This is a genomic window from Fibrisoma montanum (assembly GCF_003583365.1).
Lineage (GTDB): Bacteria > Bacteroidota > Bacteroidia > Cytophagales > Spirosomataceae > Fibrisoma > Fibrisoma montanum.
In genome coordinates this window covers 237,282-262,069 of record NZ_QXED01000007.1, presented here as the reverse complement: position 1 = coordinate 262,069, position 24,788 = coordinate 237,282, and the positions used below count along the sequence as shown (strand labels likewise).

19 protein-coding genes are annotated in these 24,788 nt (G+C 53.0%); 10 read left to right on the top strand and 9 right to left on the bottom strand.

Annotated features, from left to right (window positions below; genetic code table 11):
- Window positions 1-60: 60 nt before the first annotated feature.
- The 4 genes from DYU11_RS23615 (at window position 61) to DYU11_RS23600 (ending at window position 4,470) form a co-directional block, all read left to right on the top strand.
- Complete coding sequence (locus DYU11_RS23615) at window positions 61-1,191, top strand: sensor histidine kinase (RefSeq protein ID WP_119670191.1); 1,131 nt, start codon at window positions 61-63, stop codon at window positions 1,189-1,191.
- 6 nt (window positions 1,192-1,197) lie between these two features.
- Window positions 1,198-1,947, top strand: coding sequence for a LytR/AlgR family response regulator transcription factor (locus DYU11_RS23610; RefSeq protein WP_119670190.1), 750 nt, complete (start codon window positions 1,198-1,200; stop codon window positions 1,945-1,947).
- A gap of 152 nt (window positions 1,948-2,099) precedes the next feature.
- Window positions 2,100-2,540: a hypothetical protein gene (locus DYU11_RS23605; RefSeq protein WP_119670189.1), complete on the top strand. Its 441-nt coding sequence runs from the start codon at window positions 2,100-2,102 to the stop codon at window positions 2,538-2,540.
- Between the two features lie 70 nt (window positions 2,541-2,610).
- Window positions 2,611-4,470 carry an outer membrane protein assembly factor BamB family protein gene (locus tag DYU11_RS23600; RefSeq protein ID WP_119670188.1) on the top strand — a complete coding sequence of 620 codons (1,860 nt, stop codon included), beginning with the start codon at window positions 2,611-2,613 and terminating at the stop codon, window positions 4,468-4,470.
- Window positions 4,471-5,230: 760 nt separating this feature from the next.
- Here DYU11_RS23600 and DYU11_RS23595 read toward each other — a convergent pair.
- The 9 genes from DYU11_RS23595 to DYU11_RS23555 form a co-directional block, all read right to left on the bottom strand.
- Window positions 5,231-7,897 carry a permease prefix domain 2-containing transporter gene (locus DYU11_RS23595; protein ID WP_229365994.1) on the bottom strand — a complete coding sequence of 889 codons (2,667 nt, stop codon included), beginning with the start codon at window positions 7,895-7,897 and terminating at the stop codon, window positions 5,231-5,233.
- A gap of 3 nt (window positions 7,898-7,900) precedes the next feature.
- Window positions 7,901-8,236 carry a PadR family transcriptional regulator gene (locus DYU11_RS23590; protein WP_119670187.1) on the bottom strand — a complete coding sequence of 112 codons (336 nt, stop codon included), beginning with the start codon at window positions 8,234-8,236 and terminating at the stop codon, window positions 7,901-7,903.
- A gap of 240 nt (window positions 8,237-8,476) precedes the next feature.
- Window positions 8,477-8,617, bottom strand: a complete 141-nt coding sequence (locus DYU11_RS33355; protein WP_158600351.1) for a hypothetical protein — start codon at window positions 8,615-8,617, stop codon at window positions 8,477-8,479.
- A gap of 275 nt (window positions 8,618-8,892) precedes the next feature.
- Entirely contained in the window at window positions 8,893-11,088 is a 2,196-nt protein-coding gene (locus tag DYU11_RS23580) for an alpha-galactosidase (protein ID WP_119670186.1), read from the bottom strand.
- 116 nt (window positions 11,089-11,204) lie between these two features.
- Window positions 11,205-12,635 (bottom strand): glycoside hydrolase family 30 protein, encoded by a 1,431-nt coding sequence (locus DYU11_RS23575; protein ID WP_119670185.1) that lies wholly within the window; start codon window positions 12,633-12,635, stop codon window positions 11,205-11,207.
- A gap of 157 nt (window positions 12,636-12,792) precedes the next feature.
- Complete coding sequence (locus DYU11_RS23570; protein WP_119670184.1) at window positions 12,793-14,256, bottom strand: RagB/SusD family nutrient uptake outer membrane protein; 1,464 nt, start codon at window positions 14,254-14,256, stop codon at window positions 12,793-12,795.
- Between the two features lie 10 nt (window positions 14,257-14,266).
- Window positions 14,267-17,695: a TonB-dependent receptor gene (locus DYU11_RS23565; RefSeq protein ID WP_119670183.1), complete on the bottom strand. Its 3,429-nt coding sequence runs from the start codon at window positions 17,693-17,695 to the stop codon at window positions 14,267-14,269.
- A gap of 241 nt (window positions 17,696-17,936) precedes the next feature.
- A complete protein-coding gene (locus tag DYU11_RS23560) occupies window positions 17,937-19,061 on the bottom strand; it encodes a FecR family protein (RefSeq protein ID WP_119670182.1) in 1,125 nt (374 codons plus the stop codon).
- A gap of 99 nt (window positions 19,062-19,160) precedes the next feature.
- Window positions 19,161-19,754, bottom strand: a complete 594-nt coding sequence (locus DYU11_RS23555) for an RNA polymerase sigma factor (protein WP_119670181.1) — start codon at window positions 19,752-19,754, stop codon at window positions 19,161-19,163.
- 281 nt (window positions 19,755-20,035) lie between these two features.
- Here DYU11_RS23555 and DYU11_RS23550 point away from each other — a divergent pair, with 281 nt between their 5' ends.
- The 6 genes from DYU11_RS23550 (at window position 20,036) to DYU11_RS23525 (ending at window position 24,640) form a co-directional block, all read left to right on the top strand.
- A complete protein-coding gene (locus DYU11_RS23550) occupies window positions 20,036-20,422 on the top strand; it encodes a hypothetical protein (protein ID WP_119670180.1) in 387 nt (128 codons plus the stop codon).
- 443 nt (window positions 20,423-20,865) lie between these two features.
- On the top strand, window positions 20,866-21,345 hold the full coding sequence (locus DYU11_RS23545; RefSeq protein ID WP_119670179.1) for a hypothetical protein: 480 nt from the start codon (window positions 20,866-20,868) through the stop codon (window positions 21,343-21,345).
- A gap of 396 nt (window positions 21,346-21,741) precedes the next feature.
- Window positions 21,742-21,963 carry a hypothetical protein gene (locus DYU11_RS23540; protein WP_229365992.1) on the top strand — a complete coding sequence of 74 codons (222 nt, stop codon included), beginning with the start codon at window positions 21,742-21,744 and terminating at the stop codon, window positions 21,961-21,963.
- On the top strand, window positions 21,945-22,361 hold the full coding sequence (locus DYU11_RS23535) for a type II toxin-antitoxin system VapC family toxin (RefSeq protein ID WP_119670177.1): 417 nt from the start codon (window positions 21,945-21,947) through the stop codon (window positions 22,359-22,361). Before DYU11_RS23540 ends, DYU11_RS23535 begins: the two co-directional genes overlap by 19 nt.
- Window positions 22,362-22,846: 485 nt before the next feature.
- A complete protein-coding gene (locus DYU11_RS23530) occupies window positions 22,847-23,203 on the top strand; it encodes a YciI family protein (protein WP_119670176.1) in 357 nt (118 codons plus the stop codon).
- Window positions 23,204-23,389: 186 nt separating this feature from the next.
- Window positions 23,390-24,640 carry an RNA polymerase sigma factor gene (locus DYU11_RS23525; protein WP_199736772.1) on the top strand — a complete coding sequence of 417 codons (1,251 nt, stop codon included), beginning with the start codon at window positions 23,390-23,392 and terminating at the stop codon, window positions 24,638-24,640.
- Window positions 24,641-24,788: the final 148 nt, after the last annotated feature.

Sequence of the window (24,788 nt, the reverse complement as noted above, 5' to 3'; positions counted from 1 at the left end):
TTGGTCGCACTTTTGCTGTGTTAACGGCAGGATTCTGTCCTGGAATCGTTAGGTAAACGTATGACTGTTCTGCACTCATTCCGGTTGCCCCGAACGGGCCGACGTCTGCTGCTCCTGCTGTTCTGGGCGGCCTTCGTGGTGCTGCCTGTTTTCGTGAGCATCCGCCCCCCTGATCCTCCCGCAGACCTGTCGCTCTACTCACCGGCTTATCCCGTTCTGTTTAATCTGCTGACGGTCGGGCTGTTTTACCTCAACGTGTACGTGTTCATTCCGCGCATTCTCGACAAGCGGGGTATGCGGAATTACCTGTTCGTTGTAGTTGGTTGTCTGGTGTTGATAGTCGGCCTTTCGTTCGGGTTTCAGCTGCTCCGGAATGGACTCATGCAGATTCATTACCGGATGATGCTGGCGTCGATCATTCCGGCCGTTTTTGTGCTGTCGATCAGTACTACCTACAAAGTGCTGAACGACTATCACCAACGGCAGCAGGATCAGAAAGAGCAGGAAAACGAGCGGCTGAAATCCGAACTGGCGTTTCTGCGGTCGCAGATCAGCCCGCACTTTTTGTTCAACATCCTGAACAGCATCGTATCGCTGGCGCGGTTGCGGCCCGAATCGGTCGAGCCCGTTACGATCCAACTGGCGGGGCTGATGCGCTACATGCTCTACGACTCCGACGGGGAACGGGTGCCCATCGAGCGCGAAGTCAGCTACCTCGAAGATTTTATCAACCTCGAAAAGCTCCGGCTGGGGCATAAAGTGCAGGTGCAGTACCAGGTCGAAGGCCTGAATCCGGCCATGGGTATCGAGCCGATGCTGCTGATTCCGTTTGTCGAAAACGCGTTTAAACACGGGACGGGGCGGCACATCCACATGGCCGGGTCGCCCGCCGTGGTCGAAATCCGGCTGCGGATGATGGGCGCGATGCTGTGGTTCAACGTCCGGAATAAGGTCGCCGATTCGCCGGTACCCGATACCACCGAACCCGTTTCGGCCGGCAACGCGCGGCAAAGCCCATCGGGCCGGTTGTCGGCGGTGGCTGAAGCGCCCTCGGGTGGAACGCTGGTCGGGTCGGGCATCGGCCTGAAAAACGTGCAGCGACGGCTGAAACTGCTGTATCCTGACCATTACCTCGAAACCAGCCGGGCGGGGGGCTGGTATGAAGTATCCCTGCTGCTCAAACTTCGCTGACTCCTCATGAAATCCATTCGCTGCATTGCCGTTGACGATGAACCCCTGGCCCTGGCCTTGCTGGCCGACAACATCCGGAAAGTGCCCGGGCTGGAACTGGTCCGTACGTGCGACGATGCCTTCGATGCGCTCGAAACGCTCCAGCAGGAAGCCGACAACGGAACGCCGATCGAGCTGATGTTCCTCGACGTACAGATGCCCGGCCTGACGGGCACTCAACTGCTGGAGGGACTAACGCACCGGCCGCTGGTTATTCTGGTCACGGCCTATGAACAGTACGCCCTGGCCGGCTACGACCTCAACGTACTGGATTACCTGCTTAAACCCGTCGCGTTTACCCGGTTCATACAGGCCGTTCAGAAAGCCCGGCAGGCCCTGAATCAGCCCGAAGCCCCGCCCGCGGTCAGTACGTCGGCCGCTTCAGCCGTCGACGATTTTTTCGTGAACGCGGATTATTCGCTGGTGCGCGTACAGGTCGATACGGTTCGCTACGTTGAAGGGCTGAAAGACTACGTCAAGATTTTCACCACCAGCCAGGTCCGCCCGATCCTGACCCGCATGACGCTCAAAGCGATGGAGGAGCGGCTGCCGCCCCCGCGCTTCATGCGCATCCATCGTTCGTTCATTGTCGACTGCAACCGGATTGAGGTCATTCGCAGGCAGCAGATCGTCCTGAGTGGAACGGCCATTCCGGTCAGTGAGCAGTACGCTCCGCAATTGTTCGACGCGCTCCGGCTGTCGGGAAGGCCGCTGTGAAGAAAGGGAGATCCTATCATCACCCCAAACCCCTGAAGGAGCTTGGAGTAGTCTTAACGAATCCTTAACGACCGTCCATTAGGGTATTTTCCGAGTTGTCCGTCAGGCTATATGAAGGCTGGCAGGAGGGGCCTGCCTGACCCGATTCCCAGATGGACAAGGAAACGTTACTGGCGCTGCTGACCAACTACCAGAATGGTCAGGCCACCGACGAAGAACGGGCGCTGGTTGAGGCCTGGTACAACGCCCTCGACCCCCCGGTTGAGCCTACGCACCCGGAGGCCGAGAAGCGGGCGCTGCTGATTAAGAACTGGCACCGGCTGGAACCCCAGACGACGCTCGAAACGACGATTCGGCGCTTACCCATGCGGTTTTACCGGGGATTGGCCACCGTGGCCCTACTGGCCTATGCCATCTGGCTTGGCTGGAACCTGGTCAGCCACGAACTCGAAAAAGCAGATCGACGGGCTACGCATCCTGAAAGGGCTAAGATCCTGGAACGAATGAATCGATCAGGGCAAAAGTTGCGGTTAAGGTCAAGTAAAAAGAGTTTAATCGTTTATTTAAACGCAGAGGTGCAGAGGATACGCTGAGAGCGCAAAGTAAATATACGCTGCGTCCTCTGCGCTTCCTCAGTATCTCTGCGTTTAAACTCTTTACATAATGATTCGACTGATTGCTTTCGTATTGAGTATGTCGGTGAGCGCCTGGGCGCAGCCGATCCGATTTGCGTTCGTGACGGATACGCACGTGGGCGCGCCCGAAACAGCCGCCGAAGACCTCCAACGAACGGTCAACGACATCAACGCCCAATCCGACATTGACTTCGTCGTGTTCACCGGCGACGTTACCGATTTCGGCACGGAACAGGAGTTCGTAACGGCCAGACGCATCATCGACGGGCTGACCAAAAAATGGTACATCTTTCCCGGTAACCACGATACAAAATGGTCGGAGAATGGCTGCAACAGTTTTCGCAAGGTGTTTGGGGCTGAGCGATTTGCGTTCGATTTCGGGAAGTATCGCTTCATCGGCTGCGGCAGCGGGCCGAATATGCGGATGTCGCCGGGACTGGTGGCCCGGGAGGACGTTCTATGGCTGCGGGCAGAAGTCGAAAAGCTGAAAGGCTCCGACCGGCCGGTGATCTTCATGAATCACTACCCCCTCGATCCGGCCCTGGCGAACTGGTACCTGCTGATCGATGAACTGAAAAAGACGAACGTTCAGGCAGCCCTGTGCGGCCACGGGCATGCAAATAAAAAGCTGGATTTTGAAGGGATTCCCGGGACGATGGGCCGCTCCAACCTGCGGGCCAAGGATGCGGTCGGTGCCTACAACATCGTCACTATGCGGAACGACAGCATGTATTTTGCCGTGAGAAGCCCGGCGGTAGGGGAAACCCCCGGCCAGACGGCCGCGCCCTGGCGAACGATCGTGCTGGAAAATCACTCGTTTGGCAAAGACACAAAAACGTATGAGCGACCATCGTACGCGGTAAACCGGCAGTACGCCCAGGTGAGCGCCGTTTGGGAAAAACAGGACAGCAGCGACATCGGGGCGGGTATTGTCGCCGATAAGAACCTGGCCATTTACCCGAATACAAACGGGCAGATCGTGGCCCTGTCGCTGGCCGATGGCAGCGTCCGGTGGCGGTTTGCCACGAACGGAAAGGTATACTCAACCCCTGCCATGCAGACGAATCGCGTCGTGGTGGGGTCAACGGACGGTACCATCTACTGCCTCGATAAACGAAACGGCAACCTGCTCTGGCAAGTCGAAACGGGTAAACCCATCGTGGCCTGGCCGCTCATTGACGGCCAGGTGGTGTACATTGGCAGTTCCGAAGGGAAATTTCGGGCGTTGTCGCTCAGGACCGGGGCCGAACAGTGGTCGTTCAACGACATCAACGGCTTCGTGGAGTCGGTGCCCGTAGCCGATAAGGAGCGGGTGTACGTTGGCTCGTGGGGCTCGTCCCTCTATGCGCTCAACAAGAAAAACGGGCAGCCGGTCTGGACATGGACCAACGGCAAGAGCCGCAACTACTCGCCGGCCGCTACGGTGCCGGTGCTGACCAACGGACGAATTTTCATCCAGACGCCCGACCGGACCGTAACGGCCATCGACGCCCGAACCGGTACGGAAATCTGGAAATCGAACCAGCATAAAGGGTTTGAAGCCAGCGGGGTCTCGGCCGACGAGTCGCTGGTCTACGTCAAGTGCATGAACGATACGCTCTGGGCGTTGTCGACGCGCTCCGATACGGCACAACCGGCATGGTACGTGAACTGCAGCTACGGCTACGAGATCAGCCCGTCGCCCATTACCGAGCGGGACGGCATCATCTACGTACCCACCGACGACGGTATTCTCTACGCCGTGGACCGGCAGAGCAAACAGGTAGCCTGGGCACACAAACTGTCCAACGCCATGCTGAACCGGGTCTGGCCGCTGGGCCGGAACGAGGTGCTGGTCACGACCATGGATGGAAAACTGGCCCGGCTGCGGTATCAGCCAAAGCCGTGAGTTTCTGAAATACCCCAACCCCTGAAGGCGGTCGCCGGTGTCGGCTTAGGTCGGCTAAAGTTAATGTGAATCAGAGATAGGCAGTTGATCCATGTAAGCCGGTTATTTTGCCATCCCGACCAAAGGGATCGGTCCGCCGAAGCGGGGATCTTCGGTAAGCGGAAGGAAACAGAGCCCCACCTAAAGACCGAAGCGGCCGCCTGAAGGCGGAGTTATTAGAAGAGAGGGTGTTTTTGAGCGTAGATGATGCACGAACCGAACTCTTCGACTAGATTGAGACCTACTATGACAGAGTAAGAAAGCATTCGTCGCTGGGCTACAAAAGCCCTGAACAGTTTGAAAACGAGGATCACACAAATCAGACAAAACTTGTACAGTAGTTAATTCAAATTCCTCGCTGAAGTAAAGCAATCAGTCCTAAACTGGCCTAAGGTCTGCTTTACCAAAAGGTACATGCTGATAATAAGTAAGCGTTTCTGTGGACGAAATTAAAGATACACTCCTTTATACTATTAATGGTTTAAGTTAATATCATTTTCAAGAACAACTGGTCTTGAGAAATTGTACATTTCCTCTACTATCAAAAACTACTTCATTGGTATTACTGTCCTGGATAACAGGATGAATAATCATTGAATTGCCCATTTGTTAGCCACATGTGTCCTTCAGCTCGCAACTGGTAGTCGGTCGTCATGGTGTCGCGGTATGGAATTCATTGTCTCACCATCGTCAAAACCTGCCGATGAATGGTTTACCGTTTTTAGTCGGCTTTTAAAACCTTTACCGGTTCTATTTGCCCCGCTCGAATGGTTTGGGATAGGACAGTCAGAAGCCCGACTATAGCAACCAAAGCAAACGCTATGCTTATATTTATAAGACCCAAATCAAGATAACTGCCCATTTCTTTTCTTAGTAAATCACCACAAAACAAGCCAGCTGGAACACCAATAAGTCCGGCAATTAGCATGAGAATGCCAAAATTCTTGGTAATTATCCACACCAATTTTACGTTGCTTGCTCCCATTACTTTTCTTATACCCAGTTCTTTAGTGCGCGTTTCTACGGAGTAACTGGCTATGCCTAAAATGCCCAAGGCAGCGATGATCATGATAATCAGGGCAGAGCCTCCAAAAATTTCCATTTCTCCACTGATTTCTCCTGAATAACGATACTCTTTTAAGTTATAAAGATTTGCTGTTTTCTCAGGAAAATGGTCTTTCCATACCGATTGAATGGCCTTGGTCGCTTCCATTTCTGTATGTGGCTTTATTTTTATGGTCAAGGTGGTTATTTCATTTGGCAAATACCGATAAATTAAAGGGAGTTGTTGGCCAATAATCTCATTGGGTAGGATGCCAATGACTTGTACAGAGGCAGAGTCCAGCAAGAGATTTTGCCCCACTAGGGTCTCCGATTTAGATGCCAATACTTTTGCGGCTGCTTCATTCACCAACACATATTGCTCCGTACTTAAGGGCATAGTTGAAGGAAAATTTTGCCCGGCTAGTAAGCGGATACCCTCCGTTTCAATGGCTCGTGGGTCAATACTTACATAATTTACTTCCAGCGTTTTATCGTTTAGCGTTACAGAATCTTTACCCAGTTTAATGGGTTCATAGTACCAGTTCGTGGCCAACGTCGTTTCTACCTGACTTAACCCACTTATTTCGTTTTGCAGGTTTTGATAGTTTTCACCTTTTAGATCCAGTGTCAGAACATTGGATGGCACGGTTGAGCTGATGATCGCATTGTTTTTCCGATCATAATCGGCTACTATGACAACCAATATCATAAATAGGATGGTCACAGAAAATTGAACGACAATCAACGCTTTGTAAACAGCAACACCCCGGAACAGCTTTATAGTCTTCATTTTACGCAAAACCTGTATCGGCTGAAACGCTGACAATAGCCAGGCCGGAAATGCCCCTGCGACTAAGCCTGTGATAAGGGCGTAGGTTATTAAACCTACTACGAAGGCTATATCCCAGGTGAATGTCACATCATCCATATCGGGTATATAGTGGGCTAAAATAGTAACACATGGCACTGTAAAAAACAAAGCACACAGGGCAACAAGGGTCGATTCCATTAAAAATTGACCGATAACCTGTCCTCTTGTTGCGCCTATGATTTTACGAACACCTACTTCCTGCGCCCGGGAGAAAGCACGCGCCAATGCCAAACTGATATAATTGAAAGCCGCTAAAAGGGTTAACGATAGAATGATGAATAGCTGCGTTTTTACGTCTTCCCAACTAGCGCCCGCATGGGGGTTACTTTTAAGATCGATTTTTCCAGGGGTAATATCTTCGATGGGTTGGGCCAAAAATTGAAGATGGCTCTTATCTAATTTCCGAGTATAGTTCTGGAGCGTCGCATTAAGTTGCTCTAAATTACCGTCTGATTTTAAACGGGCATAAATTGCTGAACTCTTGAAGCCTCCCCAATCCTGTGAAATACTACTGATTGCTCCTTTTTTTTCAAGCAGTTCAGCCGAACGAATTGATAACATTGCCTCAATGGGCAGATGTGTTTCTAAAGGCGGGTCCTGGATTATTCCCCCAACGGTATAATAGCCTAAATTTTCAAATTGAACCGTATGTCCTAAGACATTGGTGCTGCCAAATATTTTCTCGGCTGTTTTTTGGGTTAGCAAAAGGGAAGTGGGATTATTGGCAAGGCTTTGTGCACTACCTGACAACAGGTTAAAGCCAAACACATCAAAAAAAGAAGGCTCTGAAAATTTTATGTCAATCGGTACATCACCCTTATCGGTTTGCAAGTTGTGTTTTCCGGCCAGACGTACCTTAACCGTTTTCTCAACAAAGGAGACGCTGTTTAGTTGAGTCGCCAAGGGCAATGGAGCGGATGCCCATTTGGTTTGTACCCCCTCATTGGTTTCCTGGGTGAGTATGCGTACGAGTTGATTTAATTTTGGATGAAAATGGTCGGTATCAAAAGTGGCTTTCAGGCCGGTAAACAGAATAACCCCAACGGCCATACTGAGTGACAAGCTCAGTATATTGACCACTGAAAACAGTTTATTTTTCCACAGGTTGCGCCAGGCGATTTTGAAATAGTTGCGAATCATAGCCGGATTATGTAGAGAGGGTGAAAGGTGTTCAGGGGTAAAGTAAGGACGGGTGGTAGCAAGTCGCTTTGGAAGGTACTCCTTTTGCCAATTGGCCAGGCTGGCCACACGACGCCGTAGGTAATAGGGCCGAATGACCTTCAGCGCTTCCAGACCATACCACCAACGAGCCCGCCAGGGACCGACCTGGTCAACCTGCTGGGCAAATTGCTCGTGCAGATCACCCTGCAACTCTTCCAGCAGATCAGTGGGTGTCAACCAACAAAGCAGGCGGTCAGCCCAGCGGGGCGGGTGCCGTGGTTGAGGGGTTGGGTCGGAGAAAGACTTGTTCATGGGTTAGGAAAAGAAAGGAGTGGGTAAGGCCTCCCAAAACCCCAGCCGTAGTTGACGCATCTCCCGCAGTACCTGCTGACCAGCCGCCGTCAGGGTGAACAGCCGTTTGCGCCGTCCGCCCCGGGCTAATGTAGCTCCGCCTAATTCCGAGCCAACGAGGCCTTTCTCCTCCAGGCGATATAAGACCACGTGCACGCCCGTCACGGAGGTGCTACGTTGGGTGCGTTGCTTAAGTTCGTCGGCGATGGTGACGCCATAAGCCCCAGTGGGTTGGTCTTGCAGGAGAGCTACGGCGAGTAAGACCAACTCTTCAAACTCCCCGAGGTAGGTTCGACTCATACCAAATAGGCTCAAAAAGGTATATTACTTTAATAGTTGTTGAACAAATAGAATGCCAATTATATAACTGGCTAATTTTCAGACTATACTTCTGAATATTAGTTTAGGTATGTCCGAAACCGTACAAAAGCTGTCCGATAATAGGTGTGCGTGGACGGTTATATGACCTCCGATTGGCGCATGGGAACATCCTCCTAAATGGCTCCCCCTTGAAACGAAGTTCCTTTCTTAGGCGAACACTTAGGGTTTATTATAATGGGCTAACGCTTCGGCTTCCACCTGCTTGATCCACTCACTTTTGCACTGGCTGTAGGCCTGCGAGTCCTGGCTATGAAGCCCCTGCTGGTAGTGTGCGTGGGTGAACTGCAGGACTACTACCACCGAAAAGTATAGGAGGGAAAGAACAAAATGCTGCCGGGACGCCGGACGATGCTCAATAACGTCCGCAGCAAAATTGTCCTGCGCATTTACGCTTGCCTCCGAGAAGATCGAAATTATAACGAAAACGTTTCTTTTCCCTTTGTTTAGATCATAGAGATTGGTCCGATCCTGGCGTTGGGATGACCAAATAATCAGCTTACATCGATCAAAGCCTGACCGTAATTCACGATAACGTTAGCCGCGCAAAGCGCGGTAGGGGTTGGGGGCATGATGGTTTACTTCATCTCCGTCACCTCCAGGACCACGCTCGTCCGGCGGGCGTCTACGTTGGGGTTAAAGCCAATCGTCATCAGGTAGTTGCCGGAGTAGGTGGCTGAGTTGTCGTTGATGCCCGATTTCGTGCCGGGATACAGATTCAGCTCGCGGATGGTGTAGTTCTTAGCCGGATCGAGACCCTTCAGGTGGATCGGGGCCTGGCTGCCCGCCCGGTAGCGGCTGCTCGTCAGGTAGGTGAACCAAACCGCCCGGTCCCGTGCGTCGCTCACGTACATCAGCGACGCTGCATCCCCGGTGTAGGGCGAGGCCAGCCGGTAGAGGTCGCCCTGCCAGATCACCTCTTTAACGCGTTCATACGTCTTGAGGGCCTCCTGACTAAACTGAAGTTCTTTCTCGTCCAGCTTGCTGACCACGATGTCGTACCCGAGTTTACCCATCATCGCTACGTCGGTGCGGAACTTGATAGGCTGCTTACCCCAGTCCGTTACGTGGTTGCAGGTAGCAATGGCGGGGAAGAAATTCGAGTAGTTCCACTGGATGAAGATGCGCTCCAGCCCGTCGGTGTTGTCGCTGGGCCAGAACTCGGTGAAGTACCGCAACGCCCCGTAGTCGACGCGCCCACCCCCCCCGGAACACAGCATCATGGGCAGCGTCGGGTACTTAACCCGCAGCCGATCCAGCACCTTGTACAGCCCCTGCACGTAGTCGACGTAGACGTGGGTTGGGTTGGGATTGGTAGCCGAAAAGGCGTTATAGATGACGGCGTTGCAGTCCCATTTGATGTAGCCCAACGTTGGGTTCTTCGTCATCAGATCGTCCACGATGCCGTATACAAAATCCTGCACCTTCGGATTGCTGAGGTCCAGCACCAGCTGGTTCCGGAAGTAATATTCCTGCCGGTTAGGGAGTTTGAGTACCCAGTCCGGATGCTTTTCGTACAGCTCACTTTTCGGGCTGACCATCTCCGGTTCGAGCCAGATCCCGAATTTGATCCCGGTGCTTTCGGCTTCTTTGACCAGGTAACCAAGGCCGTGCGGCAATTTTTTGACGTTCTCCTGCCAGTCGCCCAGTCCGGCGCGGTCGTCGTTGCGCGGGTACTTGTTACCGAACCAGCCGTCGTCGAGCAGAAACAGATCAACCCCCAGCTTCTTGCCGTCTTTGAACAGTGCCGTCAGTTTTTCCTCGTTGAAGTCGAAATACGTAGCTTCCCAGTTGTTCAGGAGCGTCAGGCGGTTGCCCTGCCCCTGCGGAATCCGAAATTTGCGGGCCCAGCGGTGCAGGCTGCGGCTGGCCGTGCCTTTGCCGGTAGCGGAGTACGTAAACAGGAACGCGGGCGTCGTAAACTCTTTGCCGGGGGCCAGGGTGTAGGCCGACGCGTATGGGTTGATGCCCGCCATCAGGCGGAGGTTGTGCAGCGGGTCGACTTCAAACGCGATCTGGTAATTTCCCGACCAGGCCAGCGTACCGGCCAGCACTTCGCCCTGATCTTCCTGGGCGGGCTGGTTCAGGGCCACCAGAAACGAGGGTGGCTGGAACAGGTCGGCCCGGGTCCCCAGTTTGGTGTCCAGCACCTTGATGCCTTCGGTCAGGGGGATTTCCGATGGGTTCATCTCCCGCGCCCAGTCACCGTGGAAGTGCGTCAGGTAATAGTGCTGAGCGGGAATATACAGGTTGGCCGACGCGTATTTGTGCAGAGTGACGTTCTTTTTCTCCGTATGCCGGATCGTGCTCCACTGTTCAATCACATCGTCGTCCTGGTACGCTTTGTAATACAGGGTCACGTCGAACGGGTACTGCGGGTCCTTCAGATACACCGTCGTCAGCACGATGCCCTGGCCGGCCGGCTTGCTCTCGTGCCGGACGTAGCGGAGGTCCAGCGACGGGTTGCCGTCGGCGTGGGTAACCTGGATGGCAGGCTCCAGCAGGTTGCGGCTGCCGGCCGGCGTATAGACCGAGTTATAAATGCCGGTGTAGTCCTCCCCGCGTTTGCCGGTACCCGGAATGCGGGCGTATTCATCCGGCCGGGCGAGCCGCTGGCCCAGATGAACAATGGTAGCATTCTGGTCTTTGTCGACTCGGATGACCAGCGCGGTTCGGCGGGTTTCGATGGCGATGTGCTGATCGCCGGGGGCGCTCATAGCGGTCAGAACGGAAACGAAGGAAAGGGTCAGAAACAGCGAAAAAAACCGGATCATAAGCTGGTTACGTTACAGGAAAACAGCAGCCGGCGCCGGCTGCTGTTGAATCCATTCGCTCGAATGGCCTGCGAAAATAGTGAATCGACGCATGTTTACCCGCACGACCCGCCTTCTTACCAGACATAGGTTCCCACCGAACCCGCCGGTAACGACGTACTAACTACGTTTCCTTCATATCGGATGTTGAACGGCTGGACCGACTGACTGTTGTTGAATACAATCAGCGCGGTACCTCCATCGGGTGTTTTAAAGGCAACGTTAGGCAGCGTTTCGGACGTATTGGAGGCAATCCGAACGGAACCGGGCCGCACGAACTTGGACGCCACGGCTACGTTGTAATACGCCGGATTGCGGGTTACCTGATTGCCGTCGATGGTTAGGGCTCCCAGGCATTTCGTACAGCCGCCTTCCGTATGCGGGTCCTGGTTGGGATCGGCGGCCAGGTTCCATTCCAGCACGGTACGTGCCCAGTTGCGGGTAGCCCCGATGATCAGCGTTTTCACGTGCCAGGCCAGATCGCCTTTCAGGTTGCCGGGTGCGCCGATCCACTGCTCGGTAAAGTACAGATGCTTATCCGGGTGCGCATCATGAACCTTACTGAGGGCTTCGATGGGCCCCGCGTAGAGGTGAAAAGCCGACCCGTCGACGTATTTCTTTGCCTCAGGATCGTTCAGAATCGTGATGGGGTAGTCGGGGCGGTCGGCGTTGTGGTCGTACAGGATAATCTTCGTGTCTATATTCGCCTGTTGGAACGCCGGTCCCAGGCTCTTTTTGATGAATGTGGCCTGGTCTTCCGGGAGCATGAGCAGGCTGGGATTGTTGCCCGGATGGAGCGGCTCATTCTGGATGGTGATGGCATCGATCGGGATGCCCTCGGCTTTCATGCTTTGGATGTACTTTACAAAGTACTGCGCGTACGTATCGTAATACGCTGGTTTCAGACTGCCGCCCTTCGAGTTGTTATTCGTTTTCATCCAGGTTGGGGGCGACCAGGGTGATCCCAGAATTTTGATGGCTGGATTAATCGCCAGAATCTGCTTCAGAACCGGAATCAGGTACTTACGGTCCGGATCGAGCGAAAACTTCGCCAGCTTCACATCTGTCTCTCCTTCCGGTAGGTCATTGTATGAAAACACCCGGTCGTCGAGGTCCGATGCGCCGATACTGACGCGCAGGTAACTAACCCCAATGCCCGTGCCCTCGGTCGAAAACAGTTCCTTCAGTAACGCAGCTTTGGCCTTCGGTTCCATCTGATCGATGAGCATGGCGCTGCCGCCCGTCAGGGTGTAGCCGAAACCATCGATGGTCTGGTACGTTGTCGACGGGTCGATGTCGATGGTCGGATGCTGGTTCGTCGCCTTGCCGAAGGTGAGCGTACCGGGCTGTTTCTCAAACAACGCTGAGCCGCCGGGGTTTGTCAGCCAGAACTCGACGCCTTTCGTAGATGGGCGCTGGCTGACGGTAGAGCGCTGGCAGCCTGCACCAAAGCCCAATAGGGCAGCCAGTCCCAGCGTAACGGTATGTTTAGTGAAGGAAGTGAGCATAGTTGAAAGAGGGTTGTTCAAAGGGTTCGGGGTTTGTAATTTGTGGTTAGTGGTTTGTAGTGTGTGGTTTGTAGTTAGCCAGTTTCTGCCCTGTCAGCGGCTAACCACAAACCCCGAACTACTAACCACAAACTACAAACCACACACTACAAACGAATCAATACCCCGGATTTTGCTGGATCAGTGGGTTGTTGTTGATCTCACTTTGCGGAATTGGGAACAGCAGATAGTTTACATCCCGCGAACCCCGCACCTGCTGAATAATATCCAGCGCCGTCACCCGGTGGGTGGCGCCCGCATCGGCCTGCGTTTGCCGGGCGTAGCGCAGCAAATCAAACCAGCGTTCGCCTTCAAAGGCCAGTTCCAGCCGCCGTTGGCGATCGACTTCATCGCGGAAAGCCTGCTTCGTGGCCAGGTTGGCCAGGGTCAGGGCCGGTAAGCCCGCCCGGGTCCGTACCGCGTTGAGTCGGGTCAGCGCTTCCTGGTTCGGGCCGTTCTGCTCGTTCGACGCTTCGGCAAACATCAGCAGGACGTCGGCCAGCCGCAGGACGTAGTAGTTGTCGGGGCTGTTGAAGGCGTTCGGATTGCTCCGCCATTTGTACACGAACGGGCCGTTGTCGTTGGCGTTGCCCGACCGGGCCATCACAAAGCTGGCGTGGTTGCGACCGGCCTGCGTGACCTCGCCCGTGAACTTCCAGCGGAGGTCGTTCAGCGTATCGGCATACTGGATCAGTTCCGTCGTGGGGATGTTAAACTTCGGAAACGAATACGTAGCCGGGGGCGAAGGCAGCAACAGATCGGGCAGAATGAACCCGCCATCGGCGTTCCCGGCAAACTGCACTTCAACAATCGACTCGGGGTTATTGTCCGCCGGGAACAGCGCGCTGAAGCTCGGCGACAACTGGTACAGGCCACTAGCGATCACCTTGCCGGCGGCCGTAGCGGCATCGGCCCACTGGCGCTGCGTTAGCAGTACGCGGGCCTGCAGGGCGTTCACGGCGGTTTTGATGATGCGCGTCCGGTTGGCGGTAATGCTGCCAAACGTAGCCGCCGTCAGCTGTTCGGCCTGCTGCAAGTCCGTATTGATCTGTGCATACACCTGCTCGGCAGTCGAGCGGGCCAGCGCCACCGCACCCGGATCGCCCGATTCGGTCGGTTCCAGGCGCAGGGGAACTCCGCCGTACATCCGGACCAGGTTGAAGTAATGCAGTGCCCGCAGGAACCGCGCTTCACCCAGGATCTGGTTCCGGCGGGTTTCGTTCATCGAAATGCCGGGTACGTATTTCAGAACGGCGTTTGCCCGGTTGATGCCGATGTACGACTGCTGGAACGTATTGTTCATCTGGTTGGTCTGGGGTGTCCAGATCAGCCGTTCGAGGGCGTTTACGTCGCCGTTCGTGCTCGTTACGTTATCCGACGGCATTTCGCCCACTACGTTCAGATCCTGGCCGTACAACCCCGTTTGTTGCAGGGCATCGTAAGCCGCCGTCAAACCGGCTTCGGCGTCGTCGGCGTTGGCAAAGAAGTTCTCCGGCGTAATGCTGGGCAAGGGTTGTTTGTCCAAGACTTCACAGCCCGCCAGCAGCAATAGGGATGAGAAAAATATGATAAGACGTTTCATGAAGCTTCAGTTAAAAAGTGACGTTTAGACCAGCCGTGTACGTACGAGCCTGCGGGTAAACCCCGTAGTCCCGACCAAAGCCAACCGATGAGAACGGGTCGGCGCTCACCTCCGGATCGTAGCCGCTGTAGTTGGTAAACGTGAGCAGATTCTGACCGGTCAGGTACACCCGAACGCCACTGATTTTGGCCCGCTGCAGGAACGAGTTGGGCAGGTTGTAGGCGATGGTCAGGTTTTTCAGGCGGGTATACGTACCGTCTTCCACGAACCGGGTCGAGAACCGGTTGTTCTGGTTGGGATCGTAGCGTACCGCCCGCGGCACCGTCGTGTTCGTGTTGGTAGGCGTCCAGCGATTCAGCACGGTCGTGGTCTGGTTGAGCGGGTCCGACATGCCTTCGATTGTTTGCCGGTTCTGGTTGTAGATGTCGTTGCCGTAGCTGCCCTGGAAGAAGATGCTCAGCTCGAACCCTTTGTACGACAGGTTGTTGGTGAAACCCGCGATGAACTTGGGGTTCGGATTGCCGATGATCGTCCGGTCGTTGGCGTCAATCCGGCCGTCGTTGTTCAGGTCGACGAAGCGGATATCACCCGGTTTGGGCTGGCCCGGCTGGGTTGCCGCCTGCGCAATCTCGTCCGTCGACTGGAAGATGCCCTGCACTACGTAGCCGTAGAACGCACCCAGCGGAGCGCCTTTCTGCGTCACGGTATAGCTGCCGATGATGACCCGGTCTACTTCCTGCCCCTGCTCGTTGCGAAGCGTGCCGATGTCGACTACGTTGTTGCGGTTCAGCGTAAAGTTAAAATTGCTCGACCACGTAAACCCACTGTTCTCGTTCTGAATGTTCGTGCTGTTCAGGCCGATCTCAATCCCTTTGTTCTGCACCGTACCGATGTTCTGTACCGTCTGCGGATTCTGCGCTCCGGCGTTGTACGGCAACGGTACGCTGGTCAGCAGGTTTCGGGTCTGCTTGAGGTACGCATCCAAAGTCAGCGTCAGCCGATCTTTGAAGAATCCGGCGTCTACCCCGGCGTTGTACTGGTACGTTGTTTCCCAGCTCAGGTTCGTGTTGCCAATCCGGTCGGGCGCAATCCCGCCCGCAATACCGCTGGTGCCGGCGTAGTTGAAGCCCGAGCCGTAGGTGCTGAACCGGTCGTACGCGCCGATTTCCTGGTTACCGTTCGCTCCAAAGCTGGCCCGGATTTTCAGGTCGTTCAGCGCGATGTCTTTCGGGAAGAAGGCTTCGCGGGAAGCACGCCAGCCCAGCGAGATGGCCGGGAAGTAGCCAAAGCGGTTGCCCGGCGCAAACCGGCTCGATCCGTCGGCCCGTAAGCTCAGGGTCGCCAGGTACCGCTCGTCGTAGTTGTAAATGGCCCGCGCAAACAAACTGAACAGCCCCCACTGATCCTGGTAGCTCGACGGCCGGGTAAACTGCGTCCCCGCCGACAGATACGGTACGGCGTTCGACGGGAAGCCCGTGACCGACGCGCCCGACGTAAACCGATCCGACGACTGCACCGACTGGCCGGCCAGCAGGGTCAGGTTGTGGCGGTCGCCGAGGTTGGCATCGTAGGTCAGCGTGTTTTCCCACAGCCAGATAATCTGCTGGTTAGTACCTGTACGGGCGCTGCCCCGGGTGGCCGGGCTGGCGTTCTGCGTACCGGGGTAGTTGCGGGTAATGAACTCATTCTCAATCTGCGAGCGGAAGTCCAGACCCAGCGAGCTTTTGAACGTCAGGTTTTTCAGGATGTCGAACTCACCGTAGGCATTACCGATCACCTGGTAGATGACGGCGTTGTTGCGGGTTTCGAGCAGGTTACCCACTGGGTTGTCGAACTGCTGAAACGGGTTGATGCTGTAGTTTCCGTCGGCGTTCCGGATCGGGATGGTCGGAATCTGCGCCAGGGCACCCAATACCGTACCGGAGTTACCGGCACCGAGTTCGCTTCGCACGCTGCCGTTCGTATTGGTGCGGCTCAGGTTCAGGCTGGTTCCCATCCGGAAGCGGGTGCTCATCTGCTGATCGAGGTTCAGCTTGAAGCTGTACCGGTCGAATCCCGAGTTGAGGGCGATCCCGTCCTGTTTGAAGTAGCCGCCCGATACGTAGTACTTCGTCTTGTCGGTGCCACCACTCAGGCTGATCTGGTAGTTCCGGATGGCCGCCTGGCGATACACCGCATCCTGCCAGTCGGTGTTGTACGGCAGCGAATCCAGATTGGTAAAGGCCGGTGGGTTGCCGGCGGCTGCCTGGGCGTCGTTGAAATACTCGGCAAACTGGCGTGAGTTCAGCAGCGGAATTTTCCGGCGTAATTGCTGAATGCCGTAGTACGCATTGAAGTTAACCTGGGCTTTGCCGGTTTTGCCGCGTTTGGTCGTAATGACGACTACCCCGTTGGAGGCCCGCAGACCGTAGATGGCGGCTGCGGCCCCATCTTTCAATACGTCGATGGATTCGATGTCGTTGGGATTCAGCGTATTGAGTGGGTTCGGGCGCTGGTTACCCACTCCCAGTTCGCGGTCGTAGGTCGGCAGTACCGGTACCCCGTCGATCACGTACAGGGGCGAGTTGGTCAGGCTAACCGAGTTGTTGCCCCGAATCCGGACGTTGATACCGGCACCCGGCGCGCCGGTGGGTGAGGTGACCTGAATACCGGGGGCCTGGCCCTGCAAGGCCTGGTCGAAACCCGAAACCGGCTGGCGTTCGATGGACTTGCTGTTCACCGACGTAACGGCCGTGGTCAGCTCCTGCCGGCGCTGCGTACCGTAACCAACCACAACTACTTCTGACAGGGCCCGTACGTCGGTGGCCAGCGTTACGTTGAGTGTGGTCTGGTTGTTCACCGGCACTTCCTTACTCTGAAAACCCACGAAGCTGAAAACCAGCACCGCGTTGTTGTCGGGTACGTTCAGCGTGAAGTTCCCGCTGGCGTCGGTCACCGTTCCGGTGGAGGTGCCTTTAATGACCACGCTTACGCCGGGCAGCTCTTCGCCTGCATCACTGGTGACTTTTCCGGTGATGGGAAGAACGGCCCGTTCGGCGTTTGGGCCTACGGCTCCCGAACGGGCTGGCGCTGTGCTCACGGCCCGTTTCAGGATGATCTGCTCGCTCGATACTTCGTAGTTGATCTGGAGCGGTTTCAGCAGGTTGTCGAGTACTGCAGCCAGCGGCTGGTTCTGTAGGGACAGACTGACGCGCCGGTCGGCCCGGATCAGCTCCGAGCTGTAGAGGAAGCGAACCTGCGCCGTTTTCTCGATTTGTTCCAGCACGCTTTCGACGCTCTGGTTCGTGCACGTGAGGTTGATTCGCCGGTTGAGTAATTCCTGTCCTCGTCCGTCGTGGGCCAGCGTAATGCCCGCAAAGGCAACCGCCAGCACGACCTGAATGAGACTAATTTGCATGATTCTGATGATTTGCTCACGCAACTGTCGTGGGTTTTTCATATTTTTTGACGCTAGTTGTTAGTTCTGGAGAATTGGCAAAAAGCTCCGTGTGCCTTTTTTGAGGCCGATGTTTGGCGACATCGTACGGAACGTATGAGGTCGTCGGTGTTGGCGCACCGGCGACTTCTTTGTGTGTGCGAAAGCGGTTTATGTCATAGGCAATGTTGGGTTTTAGGGTTCTGGGTGTGATCTACAGTATTGAGCATCAGGGCTTAGCTGATTCCTGTAGACCGAAAGCTGGTCACGGTGAACCGCACCCCCGGCTCGTGATGATGATCTGCCCATCTACCACCTCGTAGCTGGATTCCGTACCGGCGCAGATCCATTCCAGTTTCTTGTACAGGGATTCGTTGTCGAACCGGGCAGTCAGCGTGCAATGAGCCATCAGGGTCTCGTCGAACACAATATCCACCCCGTAGGCCCGCTCCAAAGCGGCAAAGACCTCGGCAATGGGCGTTTGGCGGAACACGAACGACGTTTTCCGGTCCGATGGAGCATCTACGCGCTGGGGTTCGGCCACCAGCGAACGAACCAGGCGCTGCTCCGACCGCATGAGGGTAGCCTGTTGATTGGGCGTCAGGATGATACCGCCCAGTTCCCGCGTGTTTTTTCGGGCCGTTGCCTGCCTGTTGGCCCGCGCAAAAACAGACACCTTACCCGTCCGGACGGATACCTGAACGTGCTGATCCTGCTCGTAGGCCCTGACGAAAAAGCTGGTGCCCAGTACTTTGGTCACCAGTTCGTTGGCGTATACCAGAAACGGTTGGGCGGGGTTCTTCCTGACCTGAAAAAAAGCCTGACCCGTCAGGTACACTTCGCGGGTCGAATCGGAAAACTGCTTCGGAAAGCTCAGGCGGCTATTGGCATACAGGACCGCAACACTGCCGTCGGCGAGCGTTACTTTTCGGGGAGAGCGGCCGTCGTTAGTCACCTCGACCAGTGGCTCGGAAGCCTCTTCGACCAGATGGGCATACGTAGTGGGCGTGGTGGCCGACGGCTGCGTCTGATGCCGGTACACCCAGAACAGACCCAGGAGCAGCGCTACGGATGCGGCCAGGTAATACCAGGTCGGGGCAAGGGGCCGAACAATCGGACGAGGGTGTTCGGCGGCCGTTTGCGCAACCTGAACCTGCCGGACAAGCTGGGCTACTTTCTGGTCAATGTGTTCGTCAGACAGCTGGGGGAGGTTGCCCTGGATGGCCAGGAGTTGCTGCCGCGCCTGGTTCACAATGGCCGCCCGGTCGGGGTGATCGGCCAGCCACTGCTGCCAGAAGCCGTCGTCCTGCGGCAACGGATGAAACACCCACCGTCGGAAGGCAACGTCTTCCAGAAAATCCTCAAACTCGAAGAATTGATAATCTTTCATCGAAAAAGGCAGTTATGTGCCCCGTTACAATGGATTATCCGGTTTCCTGAGCGGTATACTTAGTTTTTTTGAGAAAAATTTTTGCGCCGGCCGTAACAGTCAGAAAAACAGCGCGTGAACGAAAAGAAGCAGGTAGGTCCAGTGTTCGCGAAGCCGTTTGAGGGAGTTTTGAAGCAGATTGGCCACCGATTGTGCGTTGATCCCCATCGTCTGGGCGATCTGCTCGTAGGTAAGGTTTTCGTAGTAACGGAGGTAAAGTGCTTCCTGCTGCCGCTTCGACAAATCGGCCACTTTCGTTTTCAACTGACTCGTCATCAGGTGCCAGTTTTCTTCCCGGATGATCTGCGTTTCGGCGTTGTTGTCTTCGCTCACGTCGAGCCAGCTGGTCAGGCTTTCGCTGATGGGCTGGGAGCGCTGGTGGAGTTTGATGAGGTGATGACGTAGCGTTTTCAGCAGGTAAAACTTGACGAAGTACGTATCGCTCAGCTGTTCGCGCTGCGTCCACAGCTTCAGAAATACATCCTGGATGGAATCTTCAATCAACGCGCTGTCCTTTGTGAACCTGGTGGCGTAGTTGAACAAAGTACGGTAATATTTCTTGGCTAATTGGCCGAGCGCAGTCGTGTCCCCATCCCGAAATTGCTGCCATAACGCATGGTCGTCATCTGGAAAAGTAGGGGGTACAACAGACATGAAAAACGGGTATTCTTACGTAGTAACGTGAGTTTCTATGTGGGTTGAACAAATTTTCGCCGAAAAAGTGTACGGAAGGGATAAAGATTTGTAAATAGTTGAACGCAATGGGGGAGCCAAACCCGTCGCGCAGTAGAGGACGGAAAGGCTCAGGCTGTATCTTCGAGTTGGCAAGTTTGGTACGATTATTTCTGTACGATCAGGTGAGATTGGCCAGTACCGGAACGTAGGCCAGCTGACAAAACCGATTTAAAACTACCTATCTTCGACACAGATTGACTATGAAAAAACTACTAAGCCTGTTTGTTCTGGGCCTGCTCTGTTCGGGCTTTATCGTATCTACAGCACCTGATGCGGGGCGTCGGCAGACGTATTACTACTTTGGTTGTGCCATGGAGCAGCCGGCTAAAGGCCAACCCTCCAGGCGACTGCAACTATTGTACACGGATCTGTACAGCACCACGGGCGGAGAAGGTGACCTGAAGCGGTTGTCCAGCCTGTTCATCGGCCACGTCAACAAGGTCTGCGCAACCGGCAGCGGCTGCATGAGTGAGTTGAAAACGTACACGGATGCCAAGGAAGCCGAAGAGAAGCAGTCTGAGATCGTCTCCCGATTTGAGCGGACCGGCAAGTACGATGTAAAGCGGATCGAGTACAATTTTAAGTGACTGAGCCGGGCCGATTCGAAAAACTAGGGGAAATCGACGTGTCAAAAAACGAAACCGAACGTTGCAACAGACGTAAAAGTCCGTTTACTTTAAGCATAAACAAGATCATCTGTTTTATAGAATAGATCGGTTGCACTTAACTACATACCGCTGATTATTAGGGAATAGTAGTTCCGCAAGTTGGCGTACATATACTTGTTGGGTGCCAACGTAAAGCCGTGGTGAGTTTTACGTTCCCAGCGACACAATGACCGCCCCGCAGGGACAGGATTTACCTTGCTCTTTACGTTACCTGTGACAGAGGAAGCGCCGAAGTTGAGTAGGTTTTTTACGTTGCTTTTTACGCTTTGGCGACAGAAGGAACATTCTTGCGGAGATGTTTTTCTTTTTGTAATTGTAAATTGTTATTAGTCCAGTAAGTGTTCACTCATCTCAACTGTTTTATGAAAAGCACATTTTTCCTTTGTCTCTTTCTCACGGGGGTGATTTGCAAAGGCCAGAATCTACAAATTATCAGACCGGATGACAGGGTCTTCACAACGGTAGCTCTTAATGATTATGTGGTAATCAATACGTTCTCAAAACGGAACGCAGTTGGCCAACTAATTACTGTGAAAACGGATTCCATCTTGGTCTCAACTCGCAAGGGAATTGAGCGGATTGCACTTGGTGAAATTAAAGGAATGAAAAAAACGTCGAAGTTTGGCCTGTCCATGCGCCGTTTAAGTCCTTACGCTAGCGTAGTACCGATACTGTTTTTGCCAGGTGCTAACAGCAGCAAATATGAAGGTCGAACGTGGGGCGGTAGATTCATCAGCCGAGCCGCCATCATCATACCTGTGGGAGTTGGGTTGGGTTTGTTGATGAATGGGAAGCCTCTAAAAAAAGTTAAACGGGGCTACACATTTCGGGTTGTAGAATGAGTTTTTTTGAGTTAGGATTTTCTTTCGCTTCGCGTGGGCGGCTTGTCGGGCGACAGGAAGCAGGCCGCGAGGTTAGGCGAAACAGCCCAAACTTCCATGTGAGTAAATGTCTCGCTACGCTCGTCATCACCACATGGGGTCGTTGGGTGTACCGTCTAAGCTGTTTCAAATCCGGGTTTCGTGCGACAAAGCGAACGCCCCGGTTAGGTAAGTTTTGGCTTCCATCTTCAGCTTCAGGTTGACAAGACAAACGCTTAAGTTGGGCAGGTTAGGCTTGAAGGGCTGCACTCTGGCGGCAAGGCGACTGCACCCACATTCAAACTTGGACAAAGCTGTTGATGACGAGCCAAATTCATGCCCAAGTTGTTGTAATATTGTACAATACGCTGCAAGACGATGAAAACACTAACTGTCAACGATGAAGATTACGCCAAAGCTGTAAAGCTGTTGAGTGAGAACGGTATTCAAACTGAGCCAGAACTCGAAGTGACAATTCCACTATTACGTAAGAGTAACGCCAAATCTGGCGAAACACCATCCGCTTTCGGTGGGATCTGGGCTAATGATGAACGCACAATGACCTCAATCCGGGCAAAAGCATGGCCAAAAAGAAGATAGTCCTTTGCGATTCTAACGTATTGTTTGACTACTTCCGAGGAGTGCCGGTGATGGTTCAGGAATTAGATGAACTTGGTTTTGACCGACTGTATCTGAGTGTGATTTCGGAAGCGGAGATGTACGTTGGCATGAAACGCAGCGAGAAGCGCAAGACGGTCGAAACCATCAATAAGTTCAACTTAATTGGTTTGGATGCTGAAATTTCGCGCCAACTCCTCACTCTGACATGGGAACACTACGCCAAGCGACCGGGCATAGCTGATATGATCATTGCAGCAACCGCTCTAACGTATCCCGTTGAATTATTCACCTTCAACAAAAAGGATTTTGATTTTGTCGAGGGCATCAGCTTTTACCGACCTAAGTATAAACATCAATACGGCCCTGAATCAGCATAAATTAGCTTTCGGGTGACAGGATGCAGGCCGCGAGGTCAGACTAACAGCCCAACCGGCCATGTGTGTAAATGTGCGCTACACGTTCATCACCACATGGAGTCGTTGGGTGAACCGGCCATTACGTGCTTGCAAAGCAGCGTTCCGGCGACAGGTTGCACGTCCCAGAGGTCGGGCTTTAGCTCTTTCGGAAGGTGGAAGCTGACAGGGCGAACGTCCCGACAAGTCAGGTTTAGGGTTGCTAGTTAGCGTCTTTGCAACAGGGCGAGCGCCCTAACAGGCAGGCTTGAAGACATACAGCAATACAAAATGCGAACCGGGTCGCCGGGCGGTATGTATTTTGTATTAAAAGTGCGGCAATCAGCGAGTTAGTTACAATTTTGATAGAACCTTCATCGCGAAAAAAAATCGACATTGGTGTCCCCATTTCTATTTTTCAATCGTGATGAAGACGTAATCATTATTCGTAACAAGAAAATTAGTTTAACATGAAAGAATTCGTGTTTATTTTCAGAAACAGCACTACTCCAGCTGATGCACCGTCACCAGAACAAATGCAGCAGGTGATAACTGATTGGATGAATTGGTTTGGTAGCCTTGCTGCTCAAGACAAGCTGGCAAACAATGGCAACAGGCTTTCGGTCTCAAGTGCCAAAACCGTTAAGCCTGACAACATTGTATCTGACGGACCGTACACAGAAATTAAAGAGTTCATCCAAGGCTACATCATCGTTAAGACAACCGACATTAATGAAGCTGTTGAATTAGCCAAAGGTTGTCCCATATTAAAAGAAGGCGGTAATGTGGAAGTAAGAGCCGTGACTACCCCGGATGATCAGAGTTGATCTCATTCTGCTTTAAATGAAAAGCATTTCGTTTATTGTCTTGCGATTTGCCTCCTTTTCTCGTGCCATAGGCTTGGTTAGGCAAATAGCAACAATCCAAAAAGAATAAGTAGATCGAGTATGACACCGGCAGGCATTGTAAATAGGACAACTATTTACAAGCGTGTCAATAAACCTGTGTAACAAGTGAAAGAAAATGTGAGCCACGTCCTTTTGCCACATTTGTTTAGATTGGAATATACCAAACTGACGGCTGTTCTATGCCGTCAGTTTGGTTTGAAGCATATTGAAATTGCAGAAGACATTGCAAGTGATACGTTTTTAAAAGCAACCGAAGTATGGAGCTTACACGGACCGCCCGAGAACCCGACGGCATGGTTGTATACTGTTGCAAAAAACAAAACAAAAGACTACCTGAAACGAAATGCAATTTTTGAAAGTAATGTAGTGAAAACAATTATGGAGAAAAGCCATGACCACTGTTTCACGGACATTGATTTTACGGAACAAAACTTCAGGGACAGTCAGTTGGCAATGATGTTTGCAGTTTGCAATCCTGCCATTGCCAAAGAAGCGCAAGTGTGTTTGGCTTTGCAAATTCTCTGCGGCTTTAGTGTTGAAGAAATAGCCAATGCTTTTTTAAGCAATAAAGAAACAATCAAAAAAAGATTATTTAGGGCACGAGAACATTTACGCATTCAGAATTTTAAGATTGAGGAATTGCGAGCAGAAGATATCGGATCGCGGCTTGACACCGTTCTGACCACACTTTATCTTTTATTCAACGAAGGCTATTTTTCTAAATCAAACGACAATTTAGTTCGAAAAGATTTATGCGCTGAGGCAATGCGCTTGACACTAACATTGACGGAGAATGCCCATACTAACAATTCGAAAGTAAATGCCCTTCTTGCCTTGCAATGTTTTCAAAGTTCAAGACTTGAAGCAAGAATAGTTGCTGACGGCGCTGTTCTTTTTGAAGAGCAGGACACCGCGCTTTGGAACAAAGATCTGATTAATAAAGGGAATTATTATTTAGTAAACGCCTATGCTACCAAGGAACTGTCAAAATATCACCTTGAAGCAAGCATTGCTTATTGGCATACAACCAATATTGATAATGGCAAATGGAAGCACATTTTAGAGTTGTATAATGAGCTTCTGTTATGGGAGTATTCGTCCGGTGCTGCATTAAACAGAACATTTGCCTTTGCAAAAATTTACGGAAATGAAAAAGCAATAAACGAAGCAGCAAAATTAGGTTTGCCGACAAACAGTTACTATCATTCATTACTTGGCTATTTATATTCTGCTATCGATACAGACAAAGCCATAGACCATTATAACCAATCTATCCGATTGACAAATTCACCTTTGGAGAAAAAGCAACTTGGTAAAACAATAGCAACTCTTGCAGAAAAGAGAAACAGCAGCTAACAAATGCATTGGCGTATATGTCGGGGCAACGAACAAGCAATCAGCTATGTGCAAGCCTCAGCAACTGTTCCAGCGTTACGAACAACATTTGACTGGAGTGCTTATCATCAACATAATTAACTATATTCAGCAGCGGTCTGGGGCTGGA